The sequence below is a fragment of the Enhygromyxa salina genome, assembly GCF_002994635.1.
In the GTDB taxonomy this organism is placed as follows: domain Bacteria; phylum Myxococcota_A; class Polyangia; order Nannocystales; family Nannocystaceae; genus Plesiocystis; species Plesiocystis salina_B.
Genome location: NZ_PVNL01000035.1, coordinates 40,749 through 63,200, shown reverse-complemented (window position 1 = coordinate 63,200; position 22,452 = coordinate 40,749). Strand labels below are relative to the sequence as shown.

Here is a 22,452-nt window from a genome sequence, read left to right as displayed (position 1 = left end):
AGCGCCATTCGTTGACCGGTTCACCGTGGGCAGCGAACTGGCCCGACAGTTCTAAGACAGCTTCAACAGCCGCCACAGCGCCACGACCAGGTGCTCCGGTCCCAGCGGGACGTCGTCTCGCTCCCGCGCCTGGGTAAAGAACTCTGCGATCACGAACACGCCAGCCAGCAGCGCCGCCCGGCGGTGCTCGACGTCCGGCAGATCCCCGTCGGCGTCGAGTCCCCGCTGAATCCACCCGTTGCGCAGGCCGAATTCGATCTCCAGTGAGTCGTCACGGCGGCGCTTGCCGAGCTTCGCCGCCCGCCACGACAGCATCGCCGTGTCGAAGTGGACACGCATCGCCAGGCTCAGCCGGACCACCTCGGACAGCGATCCCTCGCGGCGTCCACTCAGCGGCCGCAGCGGCGCGGCGCTCAGCGACATCGCCCGCAGGGCCGCGACCCGCTTGCCGCGATCCTCGGGCTCGGTCAGGCCGAGATCCTCGGCGAGCGCAAACCGATCTTCCACGCGGACCGCCGCGCGGATGTACTCGACGAAGTGATCGAGCCGCCTGCGCTGGGGGCCGTCGGGCGGCAACAAGGTGCGCTGGCGCAGCGCGTCGGCCAACAGCGCGCGGGCCTGCCGGGTGACCTCTTCACGGACCCGAGCCTGGCCGACTTGCTGTCCTTGGGGCGTGAGCAGCAGGCGACCGGAGACCCGGCCGAGCGGCTCGGGGAGCTCGAGCTCGCCGACCCGCAGGCCGCTCGCCCACAGCGCGATCCCGTCGGAGTTGGCGTCGCCCGCGACCTGCAGCCGGCCGATCACGAACGCGTGCACGACCGAGGTCGCGAGCAGCGGGGGGACACCGCGAGACCGCCGACGAATCGCGACGCTCGAGCCTCGGTCGCCCCGGTGGGCGTCGATCGCGATGTCAGACTCGGCGCTCGCGCCCGCCGTCGACCCCGGCTCCAAGTCCTCGACCTGGGCGAGCAGATCCGCGAGCCCCGGGGTCACCTCGAGCATCGGCCGGGGCAGGCCGCGGTGAACTGCGCCGGCCGGCACCAAGCCCGGTGGTGGCCGCTCGCTCAGCACCGACGCGAGGCTGACCAGGCGCGTGGGGCTGAGCGCGCGCGGGTCATAGCGATCCAACAACGGCACGGTCTCGAGCCCCAGCGCGTCCGTTGACGCGCCTCCGCTGTTCAGACCCGGCGCGTCGACCCCGAGCCCGCGCGCGACGAGCAGGTGCCCGAGCAAGCGCTGACGCGCCATCGGATCGGTCGGGCTGCGCTGCAGGTCACGCTCGATCGTCTCGCGGCCGCGCAGCAGGTGGCGCTGATCCTCGAGGGGAGACGCGATGACCAGCGGGTGAGCCTCGGCGACGACCGGCATGTCCAGCACGGTCGCGGCCCCGACCACCCGGGTCAGCAGCGCCCGCGCGGCGTCACCATCGTGAAGCAGCCAGGGGCGCAGCTGCGGATCATCGGACACCAGCCGGTCGTAGCGCTTGTGCGGGTGGGCGAGCAGCACGAAGCCCCGCTCGCGCAGCTGCCGAAGCGCGTCGCGCAGGGTCTTGGCTGGACCGAGCGGCGGCGCTTGGCCTCGCGCCCGGGTGCTGGGATCGGCGAGCACCCGGCCGAGCTCGACGTCGAGCAGCACGGTGTCGCGCCAGCCCAGCCGCACGCCGTCCTCGGTCTTTTGGTAGCGCAGGTCGATCGCCCGCGGGCCGAGGGCGTCGAGCGCCCCGCGCAACAGCGGGTTCTCCCACGGCTTGGCCCGGCTCATCGCGTGGGCCAGCAGCGCCTCCCAGTGCGCGTGGGTCCGGGCCCGACACAGCTCGGCGATCTTGCCGATCGTGACGTGGTCGCGGCGCAGCGCGGCGACGTCGATCGCCGTCCCTTCACCGCGCACTCGACAGATCAGCGTGACGCCAGCGACGACCTTGGTGTGATCGTGGATCTGCGCGACCCGGCGCTCGTAGGCCAGGATCACGATGAAGCCCGTGCTCGCGGTCGAGGCCCGGTGCACGTAGGCGTCGACGGACACGCGCAGGTCGAGCGCGAGCGGGCCCTGCTCGGGCTCGGGGCGCAGCGGGCTGTCCTTGACCAGCGCCAGGGCCTCGTAGCTGCCCGCCTGCAGCGAGGTGAGATCCGCCGGGTCGACGTCGCCCTGATTCCCGATCGCGCGCAGCGGGACCAGGCGCATGTCCGCGAACCGCTCGCGGACCAACAGCTCCTGCGAGGGCGACAGGGCCACGACCTGGGCGCGCGCGTGGACCGGGACGTCGGCGGCCTGGTGGCGCCACACGTAGATCAGCTCGCGCCCGCGCCGGGCGTCCTCGGCCAGCTGCGTGATCGGGATCGCGTGACCGCTCGCGCTGGTCAGCCCGTCGCCCAGCCCCTCGGGCCAGCTGACCGAGCCCGTCGCGTCGCTGCGGCTGTGATAGTCGTGCAGCCACGCGACCAGCAGCTCGAAGTTGGCGTCGCGCACGACGCTGCGCTCGTCGGCGGTCAGGCGCAGCTTGGGGCAGTCGATCCAGCCAGCCAAGCTCGCAACGTCGATCTGCTGCTCGCGCAGCGCCGGGCCCAGATCCACGATCAGGATCCCGTCGCGGACCAGCACCACCGAGCCCCAGTCGCGGACCGAGGCCCCGCTGGCTGGGGCCGGGACCGCGCGCTGTGGGCCATAGAGCGCGTGATCACCAAACCTGACTGGCTCGGCCGCGAGCACCGGACCCAAGCTCCGCGTGCCGTCTTCGGCCTGGTCAGTCAGGTGCTGATCGACCCGATCGAGGAGCCGCTGCGAGTCCCACAGCGCGCCGAGCTCCTCCGCCAGCTCGCCGCGGCGCCGCAGCCATCGGCCCAGGCGCGAGCTCAGGCCCGGGCGCGGCTCGATCACCCGCACGACAAACCGACTGGTGCCCACGCACGCGCCGAGCTTGCGCTCGATGTAGGGATCACGGCCTTCGCTGAGCTGCTCGCGCCGCTCGAAGCGACGCCCACCGACCGGGGTCTCGAGCTCGAGCGCGACCGGCTCGCGCGCGAGCGCGGCGTTGATCGCCCGGCCGATCAACATCCGAAACCGACTCAGCCGCAGGTCTGGATCGCCACCGGAGATCGGCTCGCCGAGGTCGGGCTCGAGCGCGCCCGCGAGCATGTCGGCGAGGTCGAGCCCGGTGAACTCGGTGCCCGGGGTGATCACGTCGATCGTGGTGACCCGCAGCTGTTCGTCGGCGCCCTGGTCGACCTCGACGCGGGCCTCGGGGATCTCGCTCATCGCGTTGGCCGCTCGGACCACGAACGAGGTCCAGTCCCACTGCCCCTCGTCGCGCTCGCGAACCTGCTGCCGCAGCCGCAGCAGCGCTTGCTCGCGCGAGACCGTGAACCGATGCCGCGAGTCCGCGAGGCTGCCGAGCCGACGACTCGCGAGCAGCCGACCGATCCCGGGATGGAGCGCGGCGCGAGTCACTTCCGCGCCTCCCTCCGACTGTCCCGCTCGAGCTGCTCGGCGAGATGGGCGACGTCGTTGACGTCGGCCGCTTGATCGAGGTGGCCGAGCAGGCCGCAGGTGAGGGCCAACCCGGCGACCAGCGGTCGCTCGGTGAAGCGGTCGATCGCGGCCTCGACCAGGCTGTTGTGGACGTTGAGCCAGACCGTGCGCCGGACCAGGCTCACGGCTGGGATCGTGCGACCGCCGTGAAACGCGAGCGGCGAGGCGGCGCCGACCACCTCGGGACCAAACACCGGGCTGCGCTCGGGCCGACCGAGCAGGTCGACGAACTGACCGACCCGGACGACCGTCTGCTCGCACCCGAGCCCGCGCAGCAAGCTCTCGACCACGCCGCACAGGCCCGCGGCCTCATCGACGTGGGGCACCACTCGCGCGATCGCCCGCTCGACCGGCGACAGCTCGGCGCCCGTGAGCGTGGCGAGGGCCGCGAGCCACGATCGATCATCACGAAAATCCCCGGCGAGCACCGGAAAGCTCGTGGGCCGCAGGTCTCGAATCAGCTGCGCGAGCGCGTCGGCCAGCGGTGTCTCACCCTCGCTCGCGCCGACAGCCGGGCGAACGACCGACGGCGCCGCGACCAGCAGCGGCCGCGCGCCCATCCGCTGGACCGCCGCGTCGAGGCTGAGCGCGCGGGCGTGGACGAGGTCCCGCAGGATCGCCCGCGACCGGACCTTGCGCTCGAGGTGGCCGTACTCGAGCTCGAGGTGCGCGTGCAGGGCCCCGTAGATCGCGTGTCGCTCGTGGGTCCAGCGTGGGTCCACGGCCGGGTCGTCCGCGTCGTCGAGCTCGCCCTCGCCCGTGGCCGCGAGCTGCTCGAGGCGCGCGAGCAGATCCTCGCGCAGCTGGGTGAGCAGGCTGAGCAAGCGCCCCTCCACCGCGTCGCGGCCCTCGTCGTGGAGCACCGTGTCGCGGGCCAGGCTGGTCCGCAGCAGCGGGCTGTCGGCCCAGATCTGCAGGTGATCCGCGCTGGTCCCGAGCGCGTCGGCGACCTTGGCCAGCAGCTGCTTGGGCCCGCCCTCGGCCAGGATCAACCCGCGCCGCAGGAACACCGCGTTGGGCGGGACCGCGAAGCTGACCCGCAGGGTCGACTCGCCGCGCACTTCAGCGCGCGTCAGCCCGGCGCCGAGCCCGAGCTCGGTCGGCTCCGGCGAGTCCTGGATCAGCTCGGCCGGCTCGTCGCCGCTGAGATCTTCGAACGAGAGCTCCAGCGGGCAGAACCGGCACCACCGCCACAGGCTGTCGCGGATCGCGTCGGCGATCGCCTCGCGCTCGCTGGCCCGCCCGCGCCGAAACAGCGAGATCGTGGTGCCCTCGATCGGATCTTCGACGGCGACCTTCTCGAAGCTGCGATCCCCGTGAAACACCAGCTCCCAGCTCTCACCCGCGCGGCCCGTGTGGAGCAGCACCGCCTCGGGCTCCCACGCGAACACGCTGACGAAGCCGATCCCAAACCCGCCGGCCATGGTCCGATCCCCGCTCTTGCCCGACGAGAACAGCCGGGTGAGCTCCTGGTCGATGATCGCCTCGTCCATGCCCGCGCCCGTGTCGAGGATCGTCAGCTCGAAGATGAGCTCGTCGCTGCTGGCACCCGATCCCGGGTCCTCGCCGAGCGGGTGGCACTCGAGGGTGACCTCGACCCGATCGCTGCCAGCGTCCATCGCGTTCTGGACGAGCTCGCGCAGGAAGTCGTAGGGCGACTCGAACTGCGCGACCAACCGCTCGAGCAACGCGTCGACTTCGGCGGCGGACATCGGCCGCTGCGAGTGTGCCAGATGAGCGACGCCGCGCCCATCACCGCGCCGCTGGCCTGGCGTGCTCTGCTATCCTCGTCGCGGTGAAGCCGGCAGACACGCCGCCGTCGCAAGACTGCACGCTGGTCGGTGAACCGCCCGATCCCGATCTCGATCCCGATCTCGATCAGGGTCCGCCGGACGCGACCCGCGTGGAGTTCGGCGACGCGCAGCAGCACACCTCCAGGCCCCCGCGCGGCGGCACCAACCAGCGGCCGCTCGCGCGCGGCGACGAGGTCGGGCGCTATGTGATCCTCGAGCGGGTCGGCGCGGGCGGCATGGGGGTGGTCTACGCTGCGTGGGACCCGAACCTCGACCGCAAGGTCGCCCTCAAGCTCCTGCACGGCAACCGGCACGATCACAGCCAACGGCTGCAGCGCGAGGCCCAGGCGCTCGCTCGGCTGACGCACCCCAACGTGATCTCCGTGCACGACGCGGGCACGATCGCCGCCCTCGACGATCGCGTGTTCGTGGCCATGGAGTTCATCGAGGGCCAGACCTTGCGCGGCTGGGCCGGCGTCGCCCACGACCACGCCAACCGGAGCACCCCGGCGCCTGCCCGGGTCTGGTCGGAGACACTCGATGTCATGCTGGCCGCCGGGCGCGGACTCGCGGCCGCCCATGATCACGATCTGATCCACCGCGACTTCAAGCCCGACAACGTGATGATCGGCGACGATGGTCGCGTGTGCGTGATGGACTTTGGCCTGGCCCGCGCAGCCCGGGGTGGGGACTCGCTCGGCTCGTCGACCGACGGCCACCCCACCTCACCCAGCAAGTCCGCGAGCGCGCTGCGGGTGCCCACGCCCGCGGCGACCCAGGCTTCCGAGCCACCGGGTCCCACGGGCCCACGCCATGTTGGGGTCGAGCGGGTCGAGCGGGTCGAGCGGGTCGACGGGGGATCGGTGCTCGAGTCCGAGCTGACCATGGCCGGGTCGCTGCTCGGGACCCCGGCGTACATGGCCCCCGAGCAGCTGCGCAGCGACGAGACCGACGCGCGCGCGGATCAATTCTCGTTTTGCGTGACCACCTGGCAGTGCCTCTACGGCGTCCGGCCATTTGCTGGCGACACGCCGCTGGCCCTGTTGTTTGCGATCTCCAACGCCAAGTTCACCGAGCCGCCGTCGACCCGCGCGGTCCCGACGAGGATCCGGCGGGCGCTCGAGCGGGGCCTGGCCGCGCGGCCCGAGCAGCGCTGGCCGGACATGCACGCGCTGCTGCGAGCGCTGGCCGATGATCCAGTCGCGCGACGTCGACCGTGGGTGCTCGGTCTCGGCTCGCTCGCGCTGGCGGCCGCGGCCGCGACCGCGGCGATCGAGCTGCGCAACGACCCGCTCCCGCCACCGCCTCCGTGCGAGCACGCGGGCGCGCGGCTGCAAGAGCTCTGGTCCGACGCGCGGACGGCCGAGCTCGCGCAGGTGTTCGCCCGCAGCGAGCTTGTCTACGCCGACGAGACCTGGACCCGCGCGGCCGCCCAGCTCGACACCTGGTCGGCGGCGTGGGTCGCCGCGCGCGTCGACGCTTGCGAGGCGACCGAGCTGCGCCACGAGCAGTCCCCCGAGCTCCTGGATCTGCGCATGGCGTGCCTCGACCAGCGCTTGCTCAGGCTCGGCGCGCTGCTCGACGTGCTCGACCACGCCGACGACGCCGTGATCGAGAAGACCATCGAGGCGGTCGAGGCCCTGCCCAGCCTCGAGGTCTGCGCGGATCAGAGCTGGCTGACCGCGGCCCGGCGCCCGCCCGATGATCCCACCCTCGCGGCGGCGGTCGAGCGGGTGCGCGAGGACGTCGCGCAGATCGAGGCCATGGTCGACGGGGGCAAGAGCCACGACGCGCTGCCGCTGGCCGAGCAGACCCAGGCCGCCGCGCTCGAGCTCGGGTGGCAACCAACCCTGGCCGAGGCTGGGCTCGCGCTCGGCCGGGTCCGGCAGGAGCGGGGCGAGTTCACCGAGGCCCGCGCCGCGCTGGAGGCCGCGTTCTTCGCCGCGCGCCGCGGCAGCCAGGACGAGGTCTCCGTCAACGCGGCGTCGTTGCTGGTCTACACGTTCGCGGCCGGCCTTGGTGAGTTCGAGGCGGCCCGCGCCTGGACCGAGCACGCCCTCGCCGAAGCCGAGCGGGTCGGTCGCGACGATCTGCTCGCCGAGGTCCACACCGCGATCGGGATCGCCCACTACTTTGCGTCCGAGATCCCAGCGGCCGCCGCCTCGTTCGAGCGCGCGCTCGAGCTTCATGACGAGGACGAGGAGTCGACCTCGCTGGCCGCGGCTCACATCAACTACGGGACGATCCTGATCCGGGTTGGCGACGAGCACGAACGGCGGGCGCTGGCGGAGCTCGAGCTCGGGCTCGAGATGCTCGAGCACAGGGTTGGCCCCCAGCACCCCGCGCTCGCGCTCTCACTCAGCAACTACGCGACCGTTCACGGCACGCTGGATCACTTCAGCGAGGCGATCGCGCTGCTCGAGCGCGCGCTCGAGATCAACGAGCGGGCGCTTGGACCTCACCACCCCATGACCGCGCTGGTCGAGCTCAACCTCGGCAAGAATTTGCTCGACCTGGCCGAGCTGGCCGAGCCTGCCGAGCCTGCCCGAGCCGCGCTGCTCGAGCGAGCGCAGGCGCTGGCCGACCGCTCCCTCACCGCGCACCTGCAGGTGTTCGGTCCGCAGCACATCATGGTCGCGCAGTCTCAGCGCCTGCTCGGGCGCGCGCTGCTCGAGCTCGGGCGCCCCGCGGAGGCGATCCCCCCACTCGACGCCGCGATCGAGATCTGGACGGCGACCTTCGGAGCTGACCACACCGAGGTCGCCCAGACCCAGCTGCTGCGCGCGCGGTGTGACTGAGCGGCTCGGCTCGACCAACGACGAACGCCCTGAGCGGCAGCGACGAGTGGCGCCGGCGGGTCAGGGCGTTGCGACCCCGAAAGCGGGCCACGTCTGGGGGGCGATTGAGGATCCAAGTCAGAACGCCGCAATGGCGCTGCGATGCAGCAGGGGCTCGGGGACCCGCATGGGCGTGACACGCGGGCGCGGCCACTCGATCTGGTGCTTGAGGATCCGGCGCTTGAGCGCGTGCCGCGTGACCCCCAGCAGGTTGGCGGCCTCTACGATGCTGCCAGCGGTTACGAGGGCTTCCTCACAGAGCTTCCGTTCGGCTTCAGCGAGATTGAGGGAATCGAGAACGATCGGCATGCAGCGACAATAGTTGGATCACGATGCGGTGTAAAGAAAAAACGGGGCGCTAGGCCACAGTTTGTACATGTACCTAAGATCATGAATTGCCACAAAACGGCACTTCACGCTCTAGATGTTATGAATGATAGTTTATACAATGCGCGAATACGAAACATTGACGTTGTGAGCACCTGCAAAACCTAACCAGAAACCCAGTCCGCATGGTGGATAAGCTATGTGACGGGATTGGTACATCGCCGCGCGATTTCGTTGGCCCTATGGCCACGGGCGCCATGGCAGTAAGATGCGGTCTCCGTGTCGGAGACGAGTCGTGCGTCAGCGCTGTCCGCGATCCGCGTGTTGGTGGTCGACGACGAAGTCAACCTTCGGTTCGCCATCGAGCGTGTTTTGCGCCGCTCGGGTCACCTCGCCGACTCGGCCAGCACCGTACGCCAGGCGATCGAGCGGCTGCGCTCTCAGCCCTACGACACCGTAGTCACGGACCTGCGCATGCCCGGGGGCGACGGGCTCGAGCTGATCCAGTGGCTCGGCAGCTACAGCCCCTCAACCAAGATCCTGGTGATCTCGGCCTACATCACGCCGGAGTTCCGCAAGACCTACGGCAACCAGGCGTCGATCGGGATCCTCGAGAAGCCCGTCGAGCTCAGCAAGTTGATCGAGCTCGTCGAAGAGCTCGGACCGCGGCGTGGGTTCTACGGAAACTCGATCGAGGTCGAGCTGTTCGACTACGTGCAGATGGTCGCGCTCTCGGGCCGCGACAAGCTGGTCAAGGTCGTCACGCCGATCAGCGAGGGTCACATCTGGTTCGAGCACGGCGACATCGTCCACGCCGAATTCGAGTCCTACCAGGGCGAGAACGCGTTCTACAAGGTGCTCGCGGTCGGGCGCGGGACCTTCACCGAGGTGTTCTACACCGACCCGCCGAAGCGAACGATCATGGGCTCGGCGACCGGGCTGCTCATGGAAGCTGCCCGGCAGATGGACGAGGGCACGCTCGGCCAAGATCCCGAGCCACCGCCGCCGCCGCCGTCATCGGCGGAGCACGAGAGCTCGTTCGCCGATCTCAACGATCTGGATCACGAGCCGCCGCTGTCGGACCTCGACGGCCCCGAGTCCGCGGCCGGGTTTGATCCCTTCGATCCAACCCAGGCCGACACCGGGCTGCCCGTCGAACCAAATGATCCCTTCGACATGCGGTCGCCGCCTCCGCCTCCGCCGCCTCCGCCCGAGCCGCAGCACTCGGCGATGGGCCTGCTCGACGACCCGGAGACCCGCGAGCTGATGCTCGGGCAGTTCTTCGAGTTCGAGGGCGTCAACGGGGTGGCGATCATCTCGAGCACGGGCAAGGTCCTGGCCGAGAGCATGGGCGGCAACAGCTCGCTGGTCACGCTGGCCGGCTTCTACATGCGCGGCGCCGCGCGGATCGCCAGGTCGCTCGGCTACAACGTGTTTGACGGGGTCATCGCGCGGTCCGAGACCGGTCAACAGCTGATCATGGTGGGCATGGGGGCGACCTCCGCCGTGCTATCGATCGAGTCGAGCAGCAACCCCGAACAGGTCCGTGACGAGATCATGGGCCTGGATTGAGCCTTCCATGAGCGCGGTCCCAGAAGTGCTCCAACTCCTCGCCAAGATCACCCACGTGCAGGGCGTGCGGGGAGCCATGCTCGCGACCGCCGACGGCCCCGTCGGCGCGACCGAGCACGCGCACCTGCAGCCCGCTGTCGCGACCGACGTGGGCAAGACCGTGCGCCGCCTGGTCGTGGCGTCGACGACCGCCAACTCACCGCTGCGTGAGCTGCTGATCAACTTTGGTCCGTCGCGCATGATGTTGCGCCCGCTCGCTGAAGATGTCGTGGTCGTGCTGCTCGATCGTGACGCCGAGACCCAGCCGGTCCGCGAGCTGCTCGACGTCGAGGTCGCCCACATGCTCCGGGTCATGCGTGGCGAGCCCGAGGCGCCCGCGATCGCGGTCGGTGTCCACGAGGGCGACGACGAGGTCGGCGAGCTGCTCGCGAGCCCGCTCGGGCCCGTGCTGCTCGAGATCGAGAGCGTCTACCACACCTACCGCAAGCGTCGCGGCGCCAACCAGGGCCAGACCCGGTCCGAGATGCACGAGCAGATCCGCGAGTGGTTGCTGTGCTGCAACCCGTCCAACTACACGCTGCCGCTGCTGCTCGACGGCCTGTCCGAGACCATGATCGACGACCCGACCGGTCGCAGCGGCTTCGTCGGCGAGGTCCAGGGGATCCTCCGCCGCGCGGGCGCGCTGCGTTAGGGTTGGAGCCCGGTCAGGAGATCGCGGGCCCGCACCTGCTCGACGTAGTAGTCGCCCTCGCGCCCGCCCTCGAGCTCGCCGGCCTCGACCATGTGCTGGAGGCGGGCCCGGAGCAGGCCGATCTGTTTGCCGGGCGGGAGCTCGAGCGCGCGCATCAGGTCGTGACCCAGGCCCGACGGCAGCGGCTTGGGCTTGCGATCTTCAGCCTGCAGCGTGCGGATCCGCTGGGCGAGCTCGGAGATCAACTGCAGGCAGCGCTGACGCTTTCCGGGTCGCTGACTGGTGATGTCGGCCCGCGAGAGGTTGAGCAGCTCGTCGAGCGCGGGGCCGACCTCGCGCGCGAACCGACGGACCGCGGCGTCGCTCCAGCTGCCGTCGTACTGGCCCGGTCGCAGGTGCCATCGGATCAGCTCGGCCACGCGCTCGCGGACCGCGGGCGGAAACCCGATTCGCCGGGCCGGGCCGCGCTCGAACATCTGCTCGCCGATCTCCGCGTGGGCGCGGAAGGTCACGCGCCCGTCGGGCAAGAACCGCCGGGTCGGGACCTTGCCGATGTCGTGCAACACGGCGGCCCAGCGAACCGTCGGGCTCGGGACGGCCTGCCAGACCACGGTCTTGGTGTGCGCCCACACGTCTTTGTGACGGCGGGCGGCCTCCTGCGAGAAGTCGACCGTCGCCTCGAGCTCCGGCAGCAGCTGGGCGAGCAGGCCAGACTCGTGCATGACCTGCAGCGCCAGGTGAGGGTGGCGCCCGCAGAACGCGGAGGTCAGCAGCTCGTAGCGCTCGCTGGCCGTGCACGCCTGGACCTCGTCGGCGTGCGTGGCCAGCTGCGCGAGCTGCGAGGCCGAGGGCGCCACGCCCTCACGACCGGCGGTGACAACCGGGGCCAGGAGCGTCACTGGCAACCCGCTCACGACCGTCACCGACGGGGGCTCGCTGAATTCTGGCAGGGGCATGGCTGGTGCGGTCGACAGGATGTACCAAAACCCTGCGCGACCGTGGCCAGCCATGATAGGCTGGGGAGAGAGCGATGTCGCGGTCCCCGCAGCTCGGCTACAACCACAATATTCCGCATCGCGGCCGGCTTTATCACGTCCAGACTGAGGACTCTGGCGTGAAGAGGGCCCACATCTTCACGCACGTCTTCTACGACGGCACGATCATCTCGTCGAACAAGGTCGACTACGACCCCCAGGCGGAGGTCGAGAACCTCGACCAACACATCATCGGACTCATGCAGGAGTCCCATAAGTCGATGATCCGCAACCTGCGGCGCGGGGTCTACGACGACAAGATCGTGCAGTACATCGGTGAGCACCCCGAGGGTGCTCACGACGGGGCTTCCAAAGAGGCCGCAGCCGCCGCGCCCAGCGAAGACGTGCGGCCCGAGCGTCGCGCGCCCGTCGAGCCGCGTGAGGTCGAGCCTCAGGGTCCGCCGCTGACCCCCGGCCACCCCGGCCCCACCGTGGATCCAACCTTGACCCACCCCGCGTTCAGCTCGCGCGAGGCCCAGGCCCAGGTCGCCGCCAGCGCGTCTTCGGGCGCGGGTCCCAAGCGATCCAGCCGCGGCCCCAGTCGCGTGCGTCGACGCGCCGTCGGTGGCATCGGGGGGCGCGGCGTCTCGGCCGATCAAACCGCCAAGGCCAAGATCAACGAGCGCCGCGACGTGATCATCGGCAAGTTCGCGGCCGAGCACCAAGCCCAGCTCGACGAAGAGATCCTCGCGCTGCTCAGCGAGTGAGCCAGGTCTGCAGCTCGCCGCTCGAGTCGAGCTGCGACAGCTCATCGAAGCCGCCGACGCTCCGGCCCTTGATGAAGATCTGCGGCACGGTGGTCTGGTTGGTGGCCGTCCGCAGCCACGCGCGGGCGGCCGAGTTGCCAGACACGTCATAGCTCTCGAACGGGATCCCGCGGGCGCCCAACAACCGCCGCGCCATCATGCAGTACGGACACCCCGGCGTCAGATACACCACGACGTCACTGCCGAACGCGTCTGGGCGAGGAAACGATGGTTCGGCTGGCACAACCTGCAGCTACCCCCGCTCGCCGCCCGTGGCAAGCACCGCGCGCCAGAAGTAGTATGTTTGCCTACGCCATGTCCGAGAACGAGCTGATCAACAAGGGCCTGACCGAGCTCAAGGCGCTGCGGGCCGAACTAGAAAAGGCGGTCAAGACCGCCAGCGAAGAAGCCAAGGAAGGGTGGACGAAGCTGCAGCCGCACCTTCAACAAGCCGAGAAGCTCGCCTCAGAGAAGGCCAGCCACATCGCGCAAGAGGTCGGTGAGTCTGCCGGCGAAGTCATCACCGACGTCCGCGATCGCCTCGAGAAGCTGCGCGATCGGATCCGCAGCGAGAAGCAGGGCTGAGCGATCGTCTAGGCCCATGACCACTCCGTTTGTCTGTGTGTTGGTGGCGTTCGTGTCGATCTGGCTCGCGCGGATCCCCGTGTTCGTCGCGCTTGGGCGCAGTGAGCAAGACTTCGACAACAAGCAGCCCGCGCGCCAGCTCGCCAGCCTCGAAGGGTTTGGCGCGCGCGCGGTCGCGGCTCACCGCGGGCTGATCGACTTCTTCGCGCCGTTCGCCGCCGCTGTCGTGATCGCCCACATCTGTGGTGCCGACCCGCGTCGCTCGGCCGTGCTGGCGATCGCGTTCGTGGTCTCGGAGCTGCTCTATGTCACCGCCTACCTCGCGAACGCCGACTACCTGCGCTCGTTCGTGTGGTTGATCGGCGTGTTCACGATCCTCGGCCTGTTCGGCCTGGCGGCGGCGGCCTAGCTGGTTTCAGCTCGGGCGAGGCTGCTTTCAGCTCGGGCGAGGCTGCTTTCAGCTCGGGCGAGGCTGCTTTCAGCTCGGGCGAGGTTTCTCGCCCGCTTGCGGGCGCCTCAGCTGACCGGGGGGCTGATGGCAGCGAGCTCGAGCGTGCGTCGGCGGGTGGGCGCTGCTACGGTCGCCACGATGCGCCGCGTGATCGCCCCGACGCCGCTTGCAGCCCGCCGTCATGGCTGGTCCAAGCGCTTGATTCAGTCCGTTCCGCTGCTCGCGCTTGGGCTGACGTTGAGCTTCTCGGGCGGCTGTCGCCAGCCGCACACGCCCGATGGCAAGCCGCCCAAAGGTGAGTCGCGCGAGGCCGCCAGGATCCACCTGCCCGACCCCCTGCCGCTCCCGGCCGAGCCGCTCGCGGCCTCGTTCATCGCGGCGCCGAACCAGGCGATCTCCATGCTTCGGCCGTACAGCCCGGTCGAGATCGATCCTGCGGCGATGATCGAGCAGGCGCTCACCGAGCTCACGGATCCCTCGCTGGCTGGCGAGCTCGCCCGCGCCGTCGATCTTGCCGCGCCCTTCGCCAACGTGGTGCTCGACGACCAAGAGGTGATCCGGCTGTCGATCCAGGCCAGCGCGATCGGCTCGCTGGGCGGGCGTCTGGCCGAGCTCCCGCCCGTCGGTGACTTCGGAGCGGTGAAGCTGCCCTCGGCTGCGAGCCGTGAGACAGGCCGCGACTGGTTAGCCTGGGTCGACGAGGCCGACGGCAACACGCTGGTGCTGGCCAACACGCTGCCGGGGCTGGTCACCGCGCGCGGCCTGGCCGAGGCCTACGGACAGCAACCGATCTACTTCACCGCGGATCCATCTGCGCTGCCGATCCCAGTCGACGTCCCGTTCTCGCGGGTGACCGGACGCGGGGACATCAACGCGATCGTGATCGAGGCGCAGGCCATCCCGGGCCAAGATCCGCTCGCGCAGCTGCCGATCACGCCGGGCACGCTGGGCGGTCTGCTCGATGGCCCCGACCTGGTCGTGGGCGGCAGCGGTCGCTACGCGGACCATCAAGAGTTGGTCCGCGAGGTGACCTCGCAGATCAACGCCAACGTCCGCCAGCTGCCGTTCTTGGTTCGCGGCGTCGGTGAGGATCTCGCCGCCAAGATCAACACCTTGCTGCGCACCTGGGATGGCCGGGTGTTGGTCGCGCTCGGCCCGGCCCAGCACTTGCGCTTCGCGTACGGGGCCGGCGACGTGAACAAGAGCCAGATCGCGACCATGCGCTTGCTGCAGCAGGTCGTCGACAGCGTCTCGCTCGCGCGCAACTTCGTGTCGATCCCCAAGATGAGCCTGCGGCGGCGCGTGGCCAAGGGTGACGGCCAAGACGTCGAGATGCTCGTGATCCACGACGCCGCGAGCCTCGGGGTCTCCGAGCTGCGCCCGCTGATCGACGGCGAGGGGCGGCTCAACATCGCGATGGCGTGGTCCGCCCGCGCTGGCGGGGGCGTGTTCGTGATCGGGCCCGACGCCGCGAACCAGCTCGCGCGTTGGCTGGACGAGACAGCGAAGTCCGCCGCACACACGGCCACCGCTCAGCAGCTGCTGGCGGCCAACTTTGCTGGCGATCCCGCGCAGCTGCAGGCGTTGCTGCAAGCCAGCCCCGAGGCGATCGACGTCGGAAAATTGTTGCAGCTCCAACCGACAGGCCCGAAGTGGCAGGTCGGTGTCGAGCAGCGAGACGGCGGCCTGTATGTGATCGACGTGCGCTCGCCCGGGCCGCCCAAGCTGGCCCGGGTCAAGTCCAAGTGAGCATCCAAACGGCGCGGGGACCCCTCGGCGGTTGCCGCTCGTCGACCTCGCGACTACTTGGAACTAGCGCGACCTGCCTACGTACAGGCGGTTGCCGCCCCCGCCATGCTCGACTCGACCAAGAAGACCCAATCGGTCGCCCGTGCTCTGCACGCGATCGCGCCCCCCTCAGAAGATCGCAGCTTCGCGCAGGACGTGGTGTTGGGGTTGTCGAGCGCGCCCAAGCAGCTGCCGTGCAAGTACTTCTACGATGCGCGTGGGTCGGCGTTGTTCGATCGCATCACCGAGCTGCCGGAGTACTACCCGACGCGCACGGAGATCGCGTTGATGCGGGACCACGCGGCGAAGATGGCCGCGACAATCGGTGCCAGGGCGCTGCTCGTAGAGCTTGGCAGCGGCAGCTCCGTCAAGACCAGGCTGTTGCTCGACGAGCTCGAGCGGCCGGCCGGCTACGTGCCAATCGACATCTCGGCCGAGCACCTGCAGCAGGCGGCCAGCTCGATCGCCGCCGACTATCCAGAGCTCGAGGTCATGCCGGTCGCCGCCGACTTCACCCGTGGCTTCGTGATCCCGCGCCCACGCGCGGGTGCAGCACGCAGCGTCATGTACTTTCCGGGCTCGACGATCGGCAACTTCACGCGCGAGCGGGCGCTCGAGTTGCTGCGTGCGATCGCCAGGTTCGTCGGCGCCAACGAAGATGAGCGCCCCGGTGGGCTGTTGCTCGGCTTCGATCTGGTCAAGCCCGCCGACGTGCTGGTCCGCGCCTACGACGACGCCCAGGGCGTGACCGCGGCGTTCAACCTCAACTTGCTCGAGCGCATCAACCGGGAGCTCGACGGCGACTTCGACCTCGCCCAGTTCGAGCACCACGCGGTCTGGAACCCCAAGCTCGCGCGCATCGAGCTGTATCTCCGCAGCACCCGGGCGCAGGTCGTCCACGCCGCCGGCCGCAGCTTCGAGTTTGCCGCGGGCGAGCTGACGCTGACCGAGTACTCGCACAAGTACACGCGTGACTCGATCCTGTCGCTCGCGCACCAGGCCGGGTTCGAGCGCTCGACGATCTGGACCGATCCCGAGCAACGGTTCGGCGTCGGCCTGTTCCAGCTGGCCGACTAACTAGCTTCGGGCCCGCGCCAGCTTGGCCGCGCGAGCGAACACCTCGCGCAGCATCGGTCGGGTCAGGCGCTTGGTGAAGGTGTTCTGCTGGCTCGGGTGGAAGCTGCCGAGCAGCGTGTAGGTCCCGATCTGGACCTCGGCACCGTGCGCGAACTTGGGCTTGCGCGGGAGCTTGTGGCCGTGCGCCGCGAGCACCCGCAGCGCGCCGTCCCAGCCGAACCCGCCGAGGGCGACCACGACCGACGCCGTCGGCAACAACCGCAGCTCGTCGATCGCCCAGCTGATGCACTGATCACGCTCGACGGTGGTCGGCTTGTTGTCGGGCGGCGCACACTTGACGATCGAGGTGACCCAGGCGCCGCGCAGCTCGAGCCCGTCGCCGCGGGCGGTCGCGCTGGCCTGGTTCGCAAGCCCGGTCTCGTGCAGGGCCCGAAACAGCCAGTCGCCAGAGCGATCTCCGGTGAACATGCGGCCGGTTCGGTTGGCGCCGTGGGCCGCTGGCGCGAGCCCGACGATCAGCACCTTCGCCGCCGGATCGCCAAAGCCCGGGACCGGTCGGCCCCAGTAGTCTTCGCTGGCATACGACGCCCGCTTGTCGCGGGCGACCTGCTCGCGCCACTCGACCAGCCGCTCGCACGCGCCGCAGCGCACGAGCTTGGCCTCGAGCGTCTTCAGCGAGCGGCTGCGCGGTCCGGGTGGCATTGAAACTCAGCGCGCGAGCAGGGCCACGAGCCCAGCCAGATCCGAGACAGTCCAGTCGGCCGGCGGCTGCGCGTCGAGCTCGTCGACGTCTGGGGTCGCGCTCACGGATCCGCGGCCGCTGTCGCGGACCACGTACACGGTCTGCATGCCGTGACGGCGCCCCGGCCCGATGTCGTGATAGCGACTCTGCGCCGCGTGGAGCATCTGGCCTGGGGTGACGCCGAGCCGCTCGAACGCGCGCTCGAAGATCGCGTCGTGGGGTTTGTAGCAGCCGACCGAGCACGCGGTGATCACCGCGTCGAACTCGACCTGCAGCGCCCGGGCCGTGCCCGCGAACAGATCCTCGTCGACGTTCGAGATGATCGCCAACCTGTGACCCGCAGCCGCGAGCGCGCGCAGGCTCGCAACGGTGTCGGGAAACGGCTGCCAGTTCGGCAGCGACTCGACGAGGGTCTCGAGCTCGTCCGCCTGCGGCGCGAACCCGAGATCCTTGGCCATGCCCGCGAACGTGCGGCGCAGCACCTCGCGATAGGGCATGTACGGTCCGGCCTCGACCGCAGCCTCGGCTCGGGCGTAGGCCGCGAGCACCTCGTCGGGGCGGCTGACCAGCTCGTGGCGCGAGATCACCGGGTGCATCGCGGCGAGGATCCCCGACTCCCAGTCGATCAGCGTCCCGTAGCAGTCGAAGCTGATCACCTCGAAGTTGCGTGGGCCGGGCGGGGCAGCGTCGTTAGGCATCGGCGCAGTCTGAGCACACAAGCCGAACTCGTCCAGCTGGGACCCGCCGCGCGTCTCATGCGCGACCCCCCAGGAGAGACGCGCGCCCGCGAGGCTCTCCGGTTCCGCCGGGCGCAAAGACGGCGTCATCCCAACTTAGCCCAGCTTGCCCGCATCGACCTCGGGCTACACTCTCGTTGGTGTCGCGCCGGATCCCCGTCGACGAGCGCTGGTTCGCCCTCGCGCTCGTGCTCTTGCCTGGTTGTGAGGGCGAGATCGCAGCCCTGTTCTCGCTCGCGTTCGGGACCGCGCTCGGCGCCTGGATGGTCAGCCGCGACCGCCAGAACCGAGCGCTCTACGCCGCCGAGAACCTGCGTCACGCGATCGCAACCGGGCAGCAGCGCGACATCGAGATGAACCTGCGCAAGCAGCTCGCGCTCGCGGCCGCCGGGGAGGCGGTCAGCGTCGAGCGGCAGTGGCTCGCGCGGGCCCAGCTCGGCGGGCTGCTGGTGGCCGAGTGGCGGCTCGACGAGGCCCGCGAGATCTACGGGGCCGACGACACCGGGCTGTCTCCGCACCTGCAGGCGCTCGCCAACTTCGGTCGTCACGAGCTGGCGATCTTGACCGGCACCCCCGACGAGCAGCGGCTCGCGAAGATCATCGAAGACCGCGACAACTGCCTCGGCCACGTGCCCCCGCGCTACCGCGAGCTCGTCGCCGACGCCTGGCGAGCGCTCGAGGGCCTGTGTCTGGTCCGCATGGGCCGCGCGCGCGAGGCCGGGCCGCTGCTCGAGCGCGGGCTCTCGTCGCTCGCCTACAACCCCGCGCGGGTCGTGTACCTGTTTCACCTCGGCCAGGCCTACGAGCACCTCGGTGAGCGCCAGCTCGCAGCCGAGACCTACGAGCAAGCGACCAAGGCGTTCCCGGGCACCCGCCTGGCCAGCGAGGCCAAGTCTCGCCAGCTCGCGCTGGTCGACGGCCAGCACGGCGAGGGCATGTTCCGGCGCATGCTGCCCGAGACCCCGGTCGGGTCGGGCCTGGTGCCAGCCAAGGCCAAGGGCCCGCGCGACGAGCCCCAGGACTAATCTGAACCCAAACCGCCCCACATTGCGTGAGCGAGCGCAAACACCCGGTCCTGCTTGGCCTCCGGCGTGATGTGGTGTAATCCGCCCGGAAGCGACACGCGCATGGCCACTCCGAAGCAAGACGACCATCACGAGATCCCAAGCCTGTCGAGCATGGCCTACTTCGCGGTGTTTTTGGCCGTCTCGCTCCTGGGCCTCGTGCTGTTTCTGCAGTTCAAGTTCGGCACGCCCACGCCCTGATGAGCGCGCCAGACTCGTCCGGCCGGGCCGCGTCGATGTTTCGCTCGGTGCCCCGCACCGGCGTCATCTATGTGATGGCGGAGGCCGGCAAGCAGGGGTTCCGCTACGGGCACCCAGATTGGTGCAACCTCGGTCAGGGCGCGCCCGAGACCGGTGAACTGCCCGGCAGCGCGGCGCGGCTTAGCACGATCGGGCTCGACACGGAGTCGGCCGAGTACGCTCCGGTGCCGGGGCTTGGGGATCTGCGCGAAGCGGTCGCCGAGCTCTACAACCACCGCTATCGGCGGGGCATGGCCAGCCGCTACACGGCCGACAACGTCGCGATCGCGTCCGGTGGGCGGGCGGCGCTGACCCGCCTCGCGACCGCGCTGGGTCGCGTGAACCTCGGCCACGTGCTGCCCGACTACACCGCCTACGAGGAGCTGCTCGAGGTGTTTCGCGCGTTCGTGCCGATCCCGATCGTCGCCCACGAGCGCGAGGGCTTTCGGCTCTCGCCGCAGGCGCTGCGCGAGGCGATCGTCGGCAGCGGGCTCGGGGCGATCTTGCTTTCGAACCCCTGCAACCCGACCGGCCGCCTGATCGCCGGCGAAGATCTGCGCCGATGGGTCACGACGGCCGGCAAGCTCGGCTGCGCGCTGATCATCGACGAGTTCTACGCTCACTACGTCTACGGTCCGCCCAGCCTGCGCCACGCTGGCGAGCTGCCCCACAGCATCAGCGCCGCGGCCTGGGTGGAAGACGTCGATCGGGATCCGGTCGTGATCGTCGATGGCCTGACCAAGAACTGGCGCTATCCCGGCCTGCGCCTGAGCTGGACCGTTGGGCCCAAGTCCGTGATCGAGCGGGTCAGCTCGGCCGGCAGCTTCCTCGACGGCGGCGCGCCGCACTGCATCCAGCGGGCTGCGCTGCCGCTGCTCGAGCCTTCGCTCGCTGATCAAGAGGCGGCCGCGATCCAGCGGGCGTTCACGATCAAGCGCGACCTGATGCTCGAGCGGCTGGGCGGCATGGGGATCCGCGTGGCCGGAGCCGAAGACGGTGGGCCTGAGGGGGCGTTCTATTGTTTTGCGGATCTTCGGCAGCTGCCCGAGTCGCTGGCCAATGGGATGGCGTTCTTTCGCGCGGCGCTGGAGCAGCAGGTGATCTGTGTGCCTGGGGTGTTCTTTGACGTTGATCCTGGCAAGCGGCGTGATCACATCGCCTCGCGCATGGCCGGGTTCGTGCGGCTGAGCTTTGGGCCCGATCGACCGCAGGTCGAGCGGGCGCTCGATCGGCTGGCGGCGCTGGTTGCGGGCGCCTCCTGATTCCCGGTTGGGATCGTTCGTCGGCGCTCAGGCTGTGCGCGCCGCGGTCGAAGATGAGATCAGCAGCTTCGGGAGAGGCCGGTCGACATCGAGAGGGTCCCCGTAGACGAGGACAACTCCGAGTGCCGAGCCGGCATGTTCGAGCACGGTCGCCCACTTCGCCCCGGCGGGGCCACTCGTCACCTCCCACCCTGACCGTGCGTCGCCGGTCATGCGACACTCCGCCCGCCATGGCGCGCAAGAAGGTCTCGAAGCAGGTGGAGGTCGCGGTCCAAAAAGACCACCTGAGGAAGCTGGCGAAGACGCGGCACCCCGTGCACGCCGTCCAGGAATTGATCTGGAACAGCCTCGACGCCGACGCGAAGTCGGTCGAGGTCATCATCGAGCGCAACTTGTGGGGCGGCGTGCAGCGGCTCGCGGTCATCGATGACGGCGAGGGCATTCTTCCAGGGCGGGCCCAGGCTGCGTTCGAGCGGCTCGGTGGCTCGTGGAAGCAGGAGCTTCAGGTCACCCCCAAAGGGCGAAAGCTGCACGGACAGGAGGGGAAGGGGCGTTTCGCGGCCTTCTCACTTGGTCGGCTGGTCTCGTGGGACTCGATCGCGATGGATGACGATGGCGACTTTTACTCGTGCCGGGTCGAGGCGAGCGGGGACATGATCGATCGCTTCCTGCTCGCGGCCGGGCCCGTCGCCAAGGGTCGTCAGGTGACGGTCGGTACCAAGGTGACGGTCGACGAGATCCCCGAGTCGGTCCATGGGCTGATCGGCGAGGACGTGATCACGGCGATGCACGACAAGTTCTCGCTCTACCTCGTCAAGTACCCCCGCGTTAAAATGGTGTACGACGGCGAGGCGATCGATCCGCATGCCGCGATCTCGAATATCGAGTCGTGCAACGTCTGCGTGGAGGTGGACGGGGAGTCCGTCGAGGCGGACGTCGACATCGTCGAGTGGAAGCGAAAGGGCCCGCGGGGCATCTACCTGTGTGACAGCGACGGCTTCTCGGTTCAGGACGTCCCGCTCGGCAAGAGCACCCACGGTCGCCGGATCACTGCCCACATCAAGAGCGAGATCTTTCAGACGCTGCTGGCCAGCGGCGGCCTGAGCGTGGGCGACCTGCACCCGGTGGTTCGGGCGCTGCTCAACCGCACCCGCGAGCTGGTCGGCGACTACTACGAACGCAGCTCGAAGCGGGTGGCCATCGAGCGGGTGAAGGGCTGGCGCGACGAGGGCGTGTACCCGTTCGGCGCCGCGCCCAAGGGCCCGATCGAGACCGCGCAACAACAGACCTTCGTCCTCGTGGCCAACGAGGTCGAAGAGCGCGTGCCCGAGGTTCAAAAGCACGGGCAGAAGGCCAAGCGCCTGCTGTTTCGGCTGCTGCGCGACGCGATCGAGCGAGGTCCCGATCAGCTTCACGTCATGCTCGCGCAGGCGCTCGAGCTGACGAATGCCCAGCAGCAAGAGCTCGCGGAGCTGCTGCCCAAGCCCAAGGTCAAGAGCAAGCGCAAGCCAAAGTCCGCGGCTGAACCCAAGCGCGCGACCGCCTCGCGCTCGGTTGACGCCTGACGCAGATCTGGCCCTTGCGGCGATCAGCCCTCTTCTTCGGCGCGCTGAATCTGCTCGAGCGTCTCGATCTCGGAAAGACGCATGTAGGGGTCTTTCGCCTTTACGGGGACGAGGCGCTCGGTGAGTCGGTGCGAGAGCATGAAGAAGCCTCCGGCCATGATTAAGGGAATGGCAATGTTGAACACCCCGATCCTGTTGGTGCCGGCGGTCAGCAACACAGAGACCAAGATGCCAACGACCAGGCCCACGAGCGCCACGGGAGCCGAGACGATGATACCAATCTTGTCGCGCCATTTCTTGTCCGCTTCCCACGCTTGCTCGACCTCGTCGCGTGCCTGGCGTAGCTCGAGTCGACGAGGTCACCCGAACACTTGGGGCAATCGCGCGTCCACGTGGCCGCCCCGTTCGCGGCCGCA

General features: G+C 69.6%; 20 protein-coding genes. 12 read left to right on the top strand and 8 right to left on the bottom strand.

All coding sequences use genetic code 11. The annotated features are described in order from the left end of the window. Window positions 1-51: 51 nt before the first annotated feature. Both ENSA7_RS07285 and ENSA7_RS07280 read right to left on the bottom strand, forming a co-directional pair. Entirely contained in the window at window positions 52-3,444 is a 3,393-nt protein-coding gene (locus ENSA7_RS07285; RefSeq protein ID WP_106088480.1) for a hypothetical protein, read from the bottom strand. Continuing rightward, window positions 3,441-5,237: an ATP-binding protein gene (locus ENSA7_RS07280; protein ID WP_106088479.1), complete on the bottom strand. Its 1,797-nt coding sequence runs from the start codon at window positions 5,235-5,237 to the stop codon at window positions 3,441-3,443. The genes ENSA7_RS07285 and ENSA7_RS07280 overlap by 4 nt, the downstream gene beginning before the upstream one ends. Before the next feature lie 83 nt (window positions 5,238-5,320). Between ENSA7_RS07280 and ENSA7_RS07275 the strand changes: the two genes are divergently transcribed. Further along, complete coding sequence (locus ENSA7_RS07275) at window positions 5,321-8,116, top strand: protein kinase domain-containing protein (protein ID WP_106088478.1); 2,796 nt, start codon at window positions 5,321-5,323, stop codon at window positions 8,114-8,116. 117 nt (window positions 8,117-8,233) lie between these two features. Here ENSA7_RS07275 and ENSA7_RS07270 read toward each other — a convergent pair whose 3' ends face one another. Further along, window positions 8,234-8,464, bottom strand: a complete 231-nt coding sequence (locus ENSA7_RS07270; RefSeq protein ID WP_052555282.1) for a helix-turn-helix domain-containing protein — start codon at window positions 8,462-8,464, stop codon at window positions 8,234-8,236. Between the two features lie 297 nt (window positions 8,465-8,761). Between ENSA7_RS07270 and ENSA7_RS07265 the strand changes: the two genes are divergently transcribed. Both ENSA7_RS07265 and ENSA7_RS07260 read left to right on the top strand, forming a co-directional pair. Then, on the top strand, window positions 8,762-10,054 hold the full coding sequence (locus ENSA7_RS07265) for a response regulator (RefSeq protein ID WP_106088477.1): 1,293 nt from the start codon (window positions 8,762-8,764) through the stop codon (window positions 10,052-10,054). Window positions 10,055-10,061: 7 nt separating this feature from the next. Further along, window positions 10,062-10,745: a hypothetical protein gene (locus ENSA7_RS07260; protein ID WP_106088476.1), complete on the top strand. Its 684-nt coding sequence runs from the start codon at window positions 10,062-10,064 to the stop codon at window positions 10,743-10,745. On the opposite strand, the gene ENSA7_RS07255 is transcribed toward ENSA7_RS07260, so the two are convergent. Continuing rightward, entirely contained in the window at window positions 10,742-11,701 is a 960-nt protein-coding gene (locus ENSA7_RS07255; protein ID WP_181233373.1) for an HD domain-containing protein, read from the bottom strand. The two genes, ENSA7_RS07260 and ENSA7_RS07255, sit on opposite strands and share 4 nt — an antisense overlap. A 74-nt stretch (window positions 11,702-11,775) precedes the next feature. Between ENSA7_RS07255 and ENSA7_RS07250 the strand changes: the two genes are divergently transcribed. Continuing rightward, a complete protein-coding gene (locus ENSA7_RS07250; RefSeq protein WP_106088474.1) occupies window positions 11,776-12,486 on the top strand; it encodes a RomY N-terminal domain-containing regulatory protein in 711 nt (236 codons plus the stop codon). Here the strand turns inward: ENSA7_RS07250 and ENSA7_RS07245 are convergent. Beyond that, on the bottom strand, window positions 12,476-12,769 hold the full coding sequence (locus ENSA7_RS07245; RefSeq protein ID WP_244923737.1) for a glutaredoxin: 294 nt from the start codon (window positions 12,767-12,769) through the stop codon (window positions 12,476-12,478). The genes ENSA7_RS07250 and ENSA7_RS07245 overlap by 11 nt on opposite strands. A gap of 71 nt (window positions 12,770-12,840) precedes the next feature. Between ENSA7_RS07245 and ENSA7_RS07240 the strand changes: the two genes are divergently transcribed. The 4 genes from ENSA7_RS07240 to egtD all read left to right on the top strand — a co-directional run bounded on the left by ENSA7_RS07240 (window position 12,841) and on the right by egtD (window position 16,426). Then, entirely contained in the window at window positions 12,841-13,110 is a 270-nt protein-coding gene (locus ENSA7_RS07240) for a hypothetical protein (protein WP_146157435.1), read from the top strand. A gap of 16 nt (window positions 13,111-13,126) precedes the next feature. Beyond that, window positions 13,127-13,519 carry an MAPEG family protein gene (locus tag ENSA7_RS07235; RefSeq protein ID WP_106088472.1) on the top strand — a complete coding sequence of 131 codons (393 nt, stop codon included), beginning with the start codon at window positions 13,127-13,129 and terminating at the stop codon, window positions 13,517-13,519. Window positions 13,520-13,699: 180 nt separating this feature from the next. After that, window positions 13,700-15,310, top strand: coding sequence for a hypothetical protein (locus ENSA7_RS07230; protein ID WP_181233371.1), 1,611 nt, complete (start codon window positions 13,700-13,702; stop codon window positions 15,308-15,310). Window positions 15,311-15,415: 105 nt separating this feature from the next. Then, complete coding sequence (gene egtD / locus ENSA7_RS07225) at window positions 15,416-16,426, top strand: L-histidine N(alpha)-methyltransferase (RefSeq protein WP_106088470.1); 1,011 nt, start codon at window positions 15,416-15,418, stop codon at window positions 16,424-16,426. On the opposite strand, the gene ENSA7_RS07220 is transcribed toward egtD, so the two are convergent. Beyond that, window positions 16,427-17,128 (bottom strand): uracil-DNA glycosylase, encoded by a 702-nt coding sequence (locus tag ENSA7_RS07220; RefSeq protein WP_106088469.1) that lies wholly within the window; start codon window positions 17,126-17,128, stop codon window positions 16,427-16,429. It lies immediately after the preceding gene. Between the two features lie 6 nt (window positions 17,129-17,134). Then, on the bottom strand, window positions 17,135-17,866 hold the full coding sequence (locus ENSA7_RS07215) for a haloacid dehalogenase type II (protein ID WP_181233369.1): 732 nt from the start codon (window positions 17,864-17,866) through the stop codon (window positions 17,135-17,137). A gap of 179 nt (window positions 17,867-18,045) precedes the next feature. Here ENSA7_RS07215 and ENSA7_RS07210 point away from each other — a divergent pair, with 179 nt between their 5' ends. From ENSA7_RS07210 to ENSA7_RS07200, 4 genes are all read left to right on the top strand, one after another. After that, on the top strand, window positions 18,046-18,930 hold the full coding sequence (locus tag ENSA7_RS07210) for a tetratricopeptide repeat protein (RefSeq protein ID WP_146157434.1): 885 nt from the start codon (window positions 18,046-18,048) through the stop codon (window positions 18,928-18,930). A 102-nt stretch (window positions 18,931-19,032) separates the two neighbouring features. Next, window positions 19,033-19,170: a hypothetical protein gene (locus ENSA7_RS43315; protein ID WP_181233367.1), complete on the top strand. Its 138-nt coding sequence runs from the start codon at window positions 19,033-19,035 to the stop codon at window positions 19,168-19,170. Then, window positions 19,170-20,471: a pyridoxal phosphate-dependent aminotransferase gene (locus ENSA7_RS07205; RefSeq protein ID WP_106088466.1), complete on the top strand. Its 1,302-nt coding sequence runs from the start codon at window positions 19,170-19,172 to the stop codon at window positions 20,469-20,471. Before ENSA7_RS43315 ends, ENSA7_RS07205 begins: the two co-directional genes overlap by 1 nt. Before the next feature lie 230 nt (window positions 20,472-20,701). Beyond that, window positions 20,702-22,036, top strand: a complete 1,335-nt coding sequence (locus ENSA7_RS07200) for an ATP-binding protein (RefSeq protein ID WP_181233365.1) — start codon at window positions 20,702-20,704, stop codon at window positions 22,034-22,036. A gap of 23 nt (window positions 22,037-22,059) precedes the next feature. Here the strand turns inward: ENSA7_RS07200 and ENSA7_RS07195 are convergent, their stop codons facing one another. Then, window positions 22,060-22,293 (bottom strand): hypothetical protein, encoded by a 234-nt coding sequence (locus tag ENSA7_RS07195; RefSeq protein WP_106088464.1) that lies wholly within the window; start codon window positions 22,291-22,293, stop codon window positions 22,060-22,062. Window positions 22,294-22,452 lie beyond the last annotated feature (159 nt).

Bases quoted from the DNA above. Each gene is read 5' to 3' on its own strand.
- ENSA7_RS07280 (WP_106088479.1), bottom strand. From the start codon at position 5,237: ATGTCCGCCGCCGAAGTCGACGCGTTGCTCGAGCGGTTGGTCGCGCAG.
- ENSA7_RS07230 (WP_181233371.1), top strand. From the start codon at position 13,700: ATGCGCCGCGTGATCGCCCCGACGCCGCTTGCAGCCCGCCGTCATGGC.
- ENSA7_RS07235 (WP_106088472.1), top strand. From the start codon at position 13,127: ATGACCACTCCGTTTGTCTGTGTGTTGGTGGCGTTCGTGTCGATCTGG.
- ENSA7_RS07260 (WP_106088476.1), top strand. From the start codon at position 10,062: ATGAGCGCGGTCCCAGAAGTGCTCCAACTCCTCGCCAAGATCACCCAC.
- ENSA7_RS43315 (WP_181233367.1), top strand. From the start codon at position 19,033: ATGGCCACTCCGAAGCAAGACGACCATCACGAGATCCCAAGCCTGTCG.
- ENSA7_RS07205 (WP_106088466.1), top strand. From the start codon at position 19,170: ATGAGCGCGCCAGACTCGTCCGGCCGGGCCGCGTCGATGTTTCGCTCG.
- egtD (WP_106088470.1), top strand. From the start codon at position 15,416: ATGCTCGACTCGACCAAGAAGACCCAATCGGTCGCCCGTGCTCTGCAC.
- ENSA7_RS07250 (WP_106088474.1), top strand. From the start codon at position 11,776: ATGTCGCGGTCCCCGCAGCTCGGCTACAACCACAATATTCCGCATCGC.
- ENSA7_RS07240 (WP_146157435.1), top strand. From the start codon at position 12,841: ATGTCCGAGAACGAGCTGATCAACAAGGGCCTGACCGAGCTCAAGGCG.
- ENSA7_RS07200 (WP_181233365.1), top strand. From the start codon at position 20,702: ATGGCGCGCAAGAAGGTCTCGAAGCAGGTGGAGGTCGCGGTCCAAAAA.
- ENSA7_RS07270 (WP_052555282.1), bottom strand. From the start codon at position 8,464: ATGCCGATCGTTCTCGATTCCCTCAATCTCGCTGAAGCCGAACGGAAG.
- ENSA7_RS07255 (WP_181233373.1), bottom strand. From the start codon at position 11,701: ATGCCCCTGCCAGAATTCAGCGAGCCCCCGTCGGTGACGGTCGTGAGC.
- ENSA7_RS07220 (WP_106088469.1), bottom strand. From the start codon at position 17,128: ATGCCACCCGGACCGCGCAGCCGCTCGCTGAAGACGCTCGAGGCCAAG.
- ENSA7_RS07215 (WP_181233369.1), bottom strand. From the start codon at position 17,866: ATGCCTAACGACGCTGCCCCGCCCGGCCCACGCAACTTCGAGGTGATC.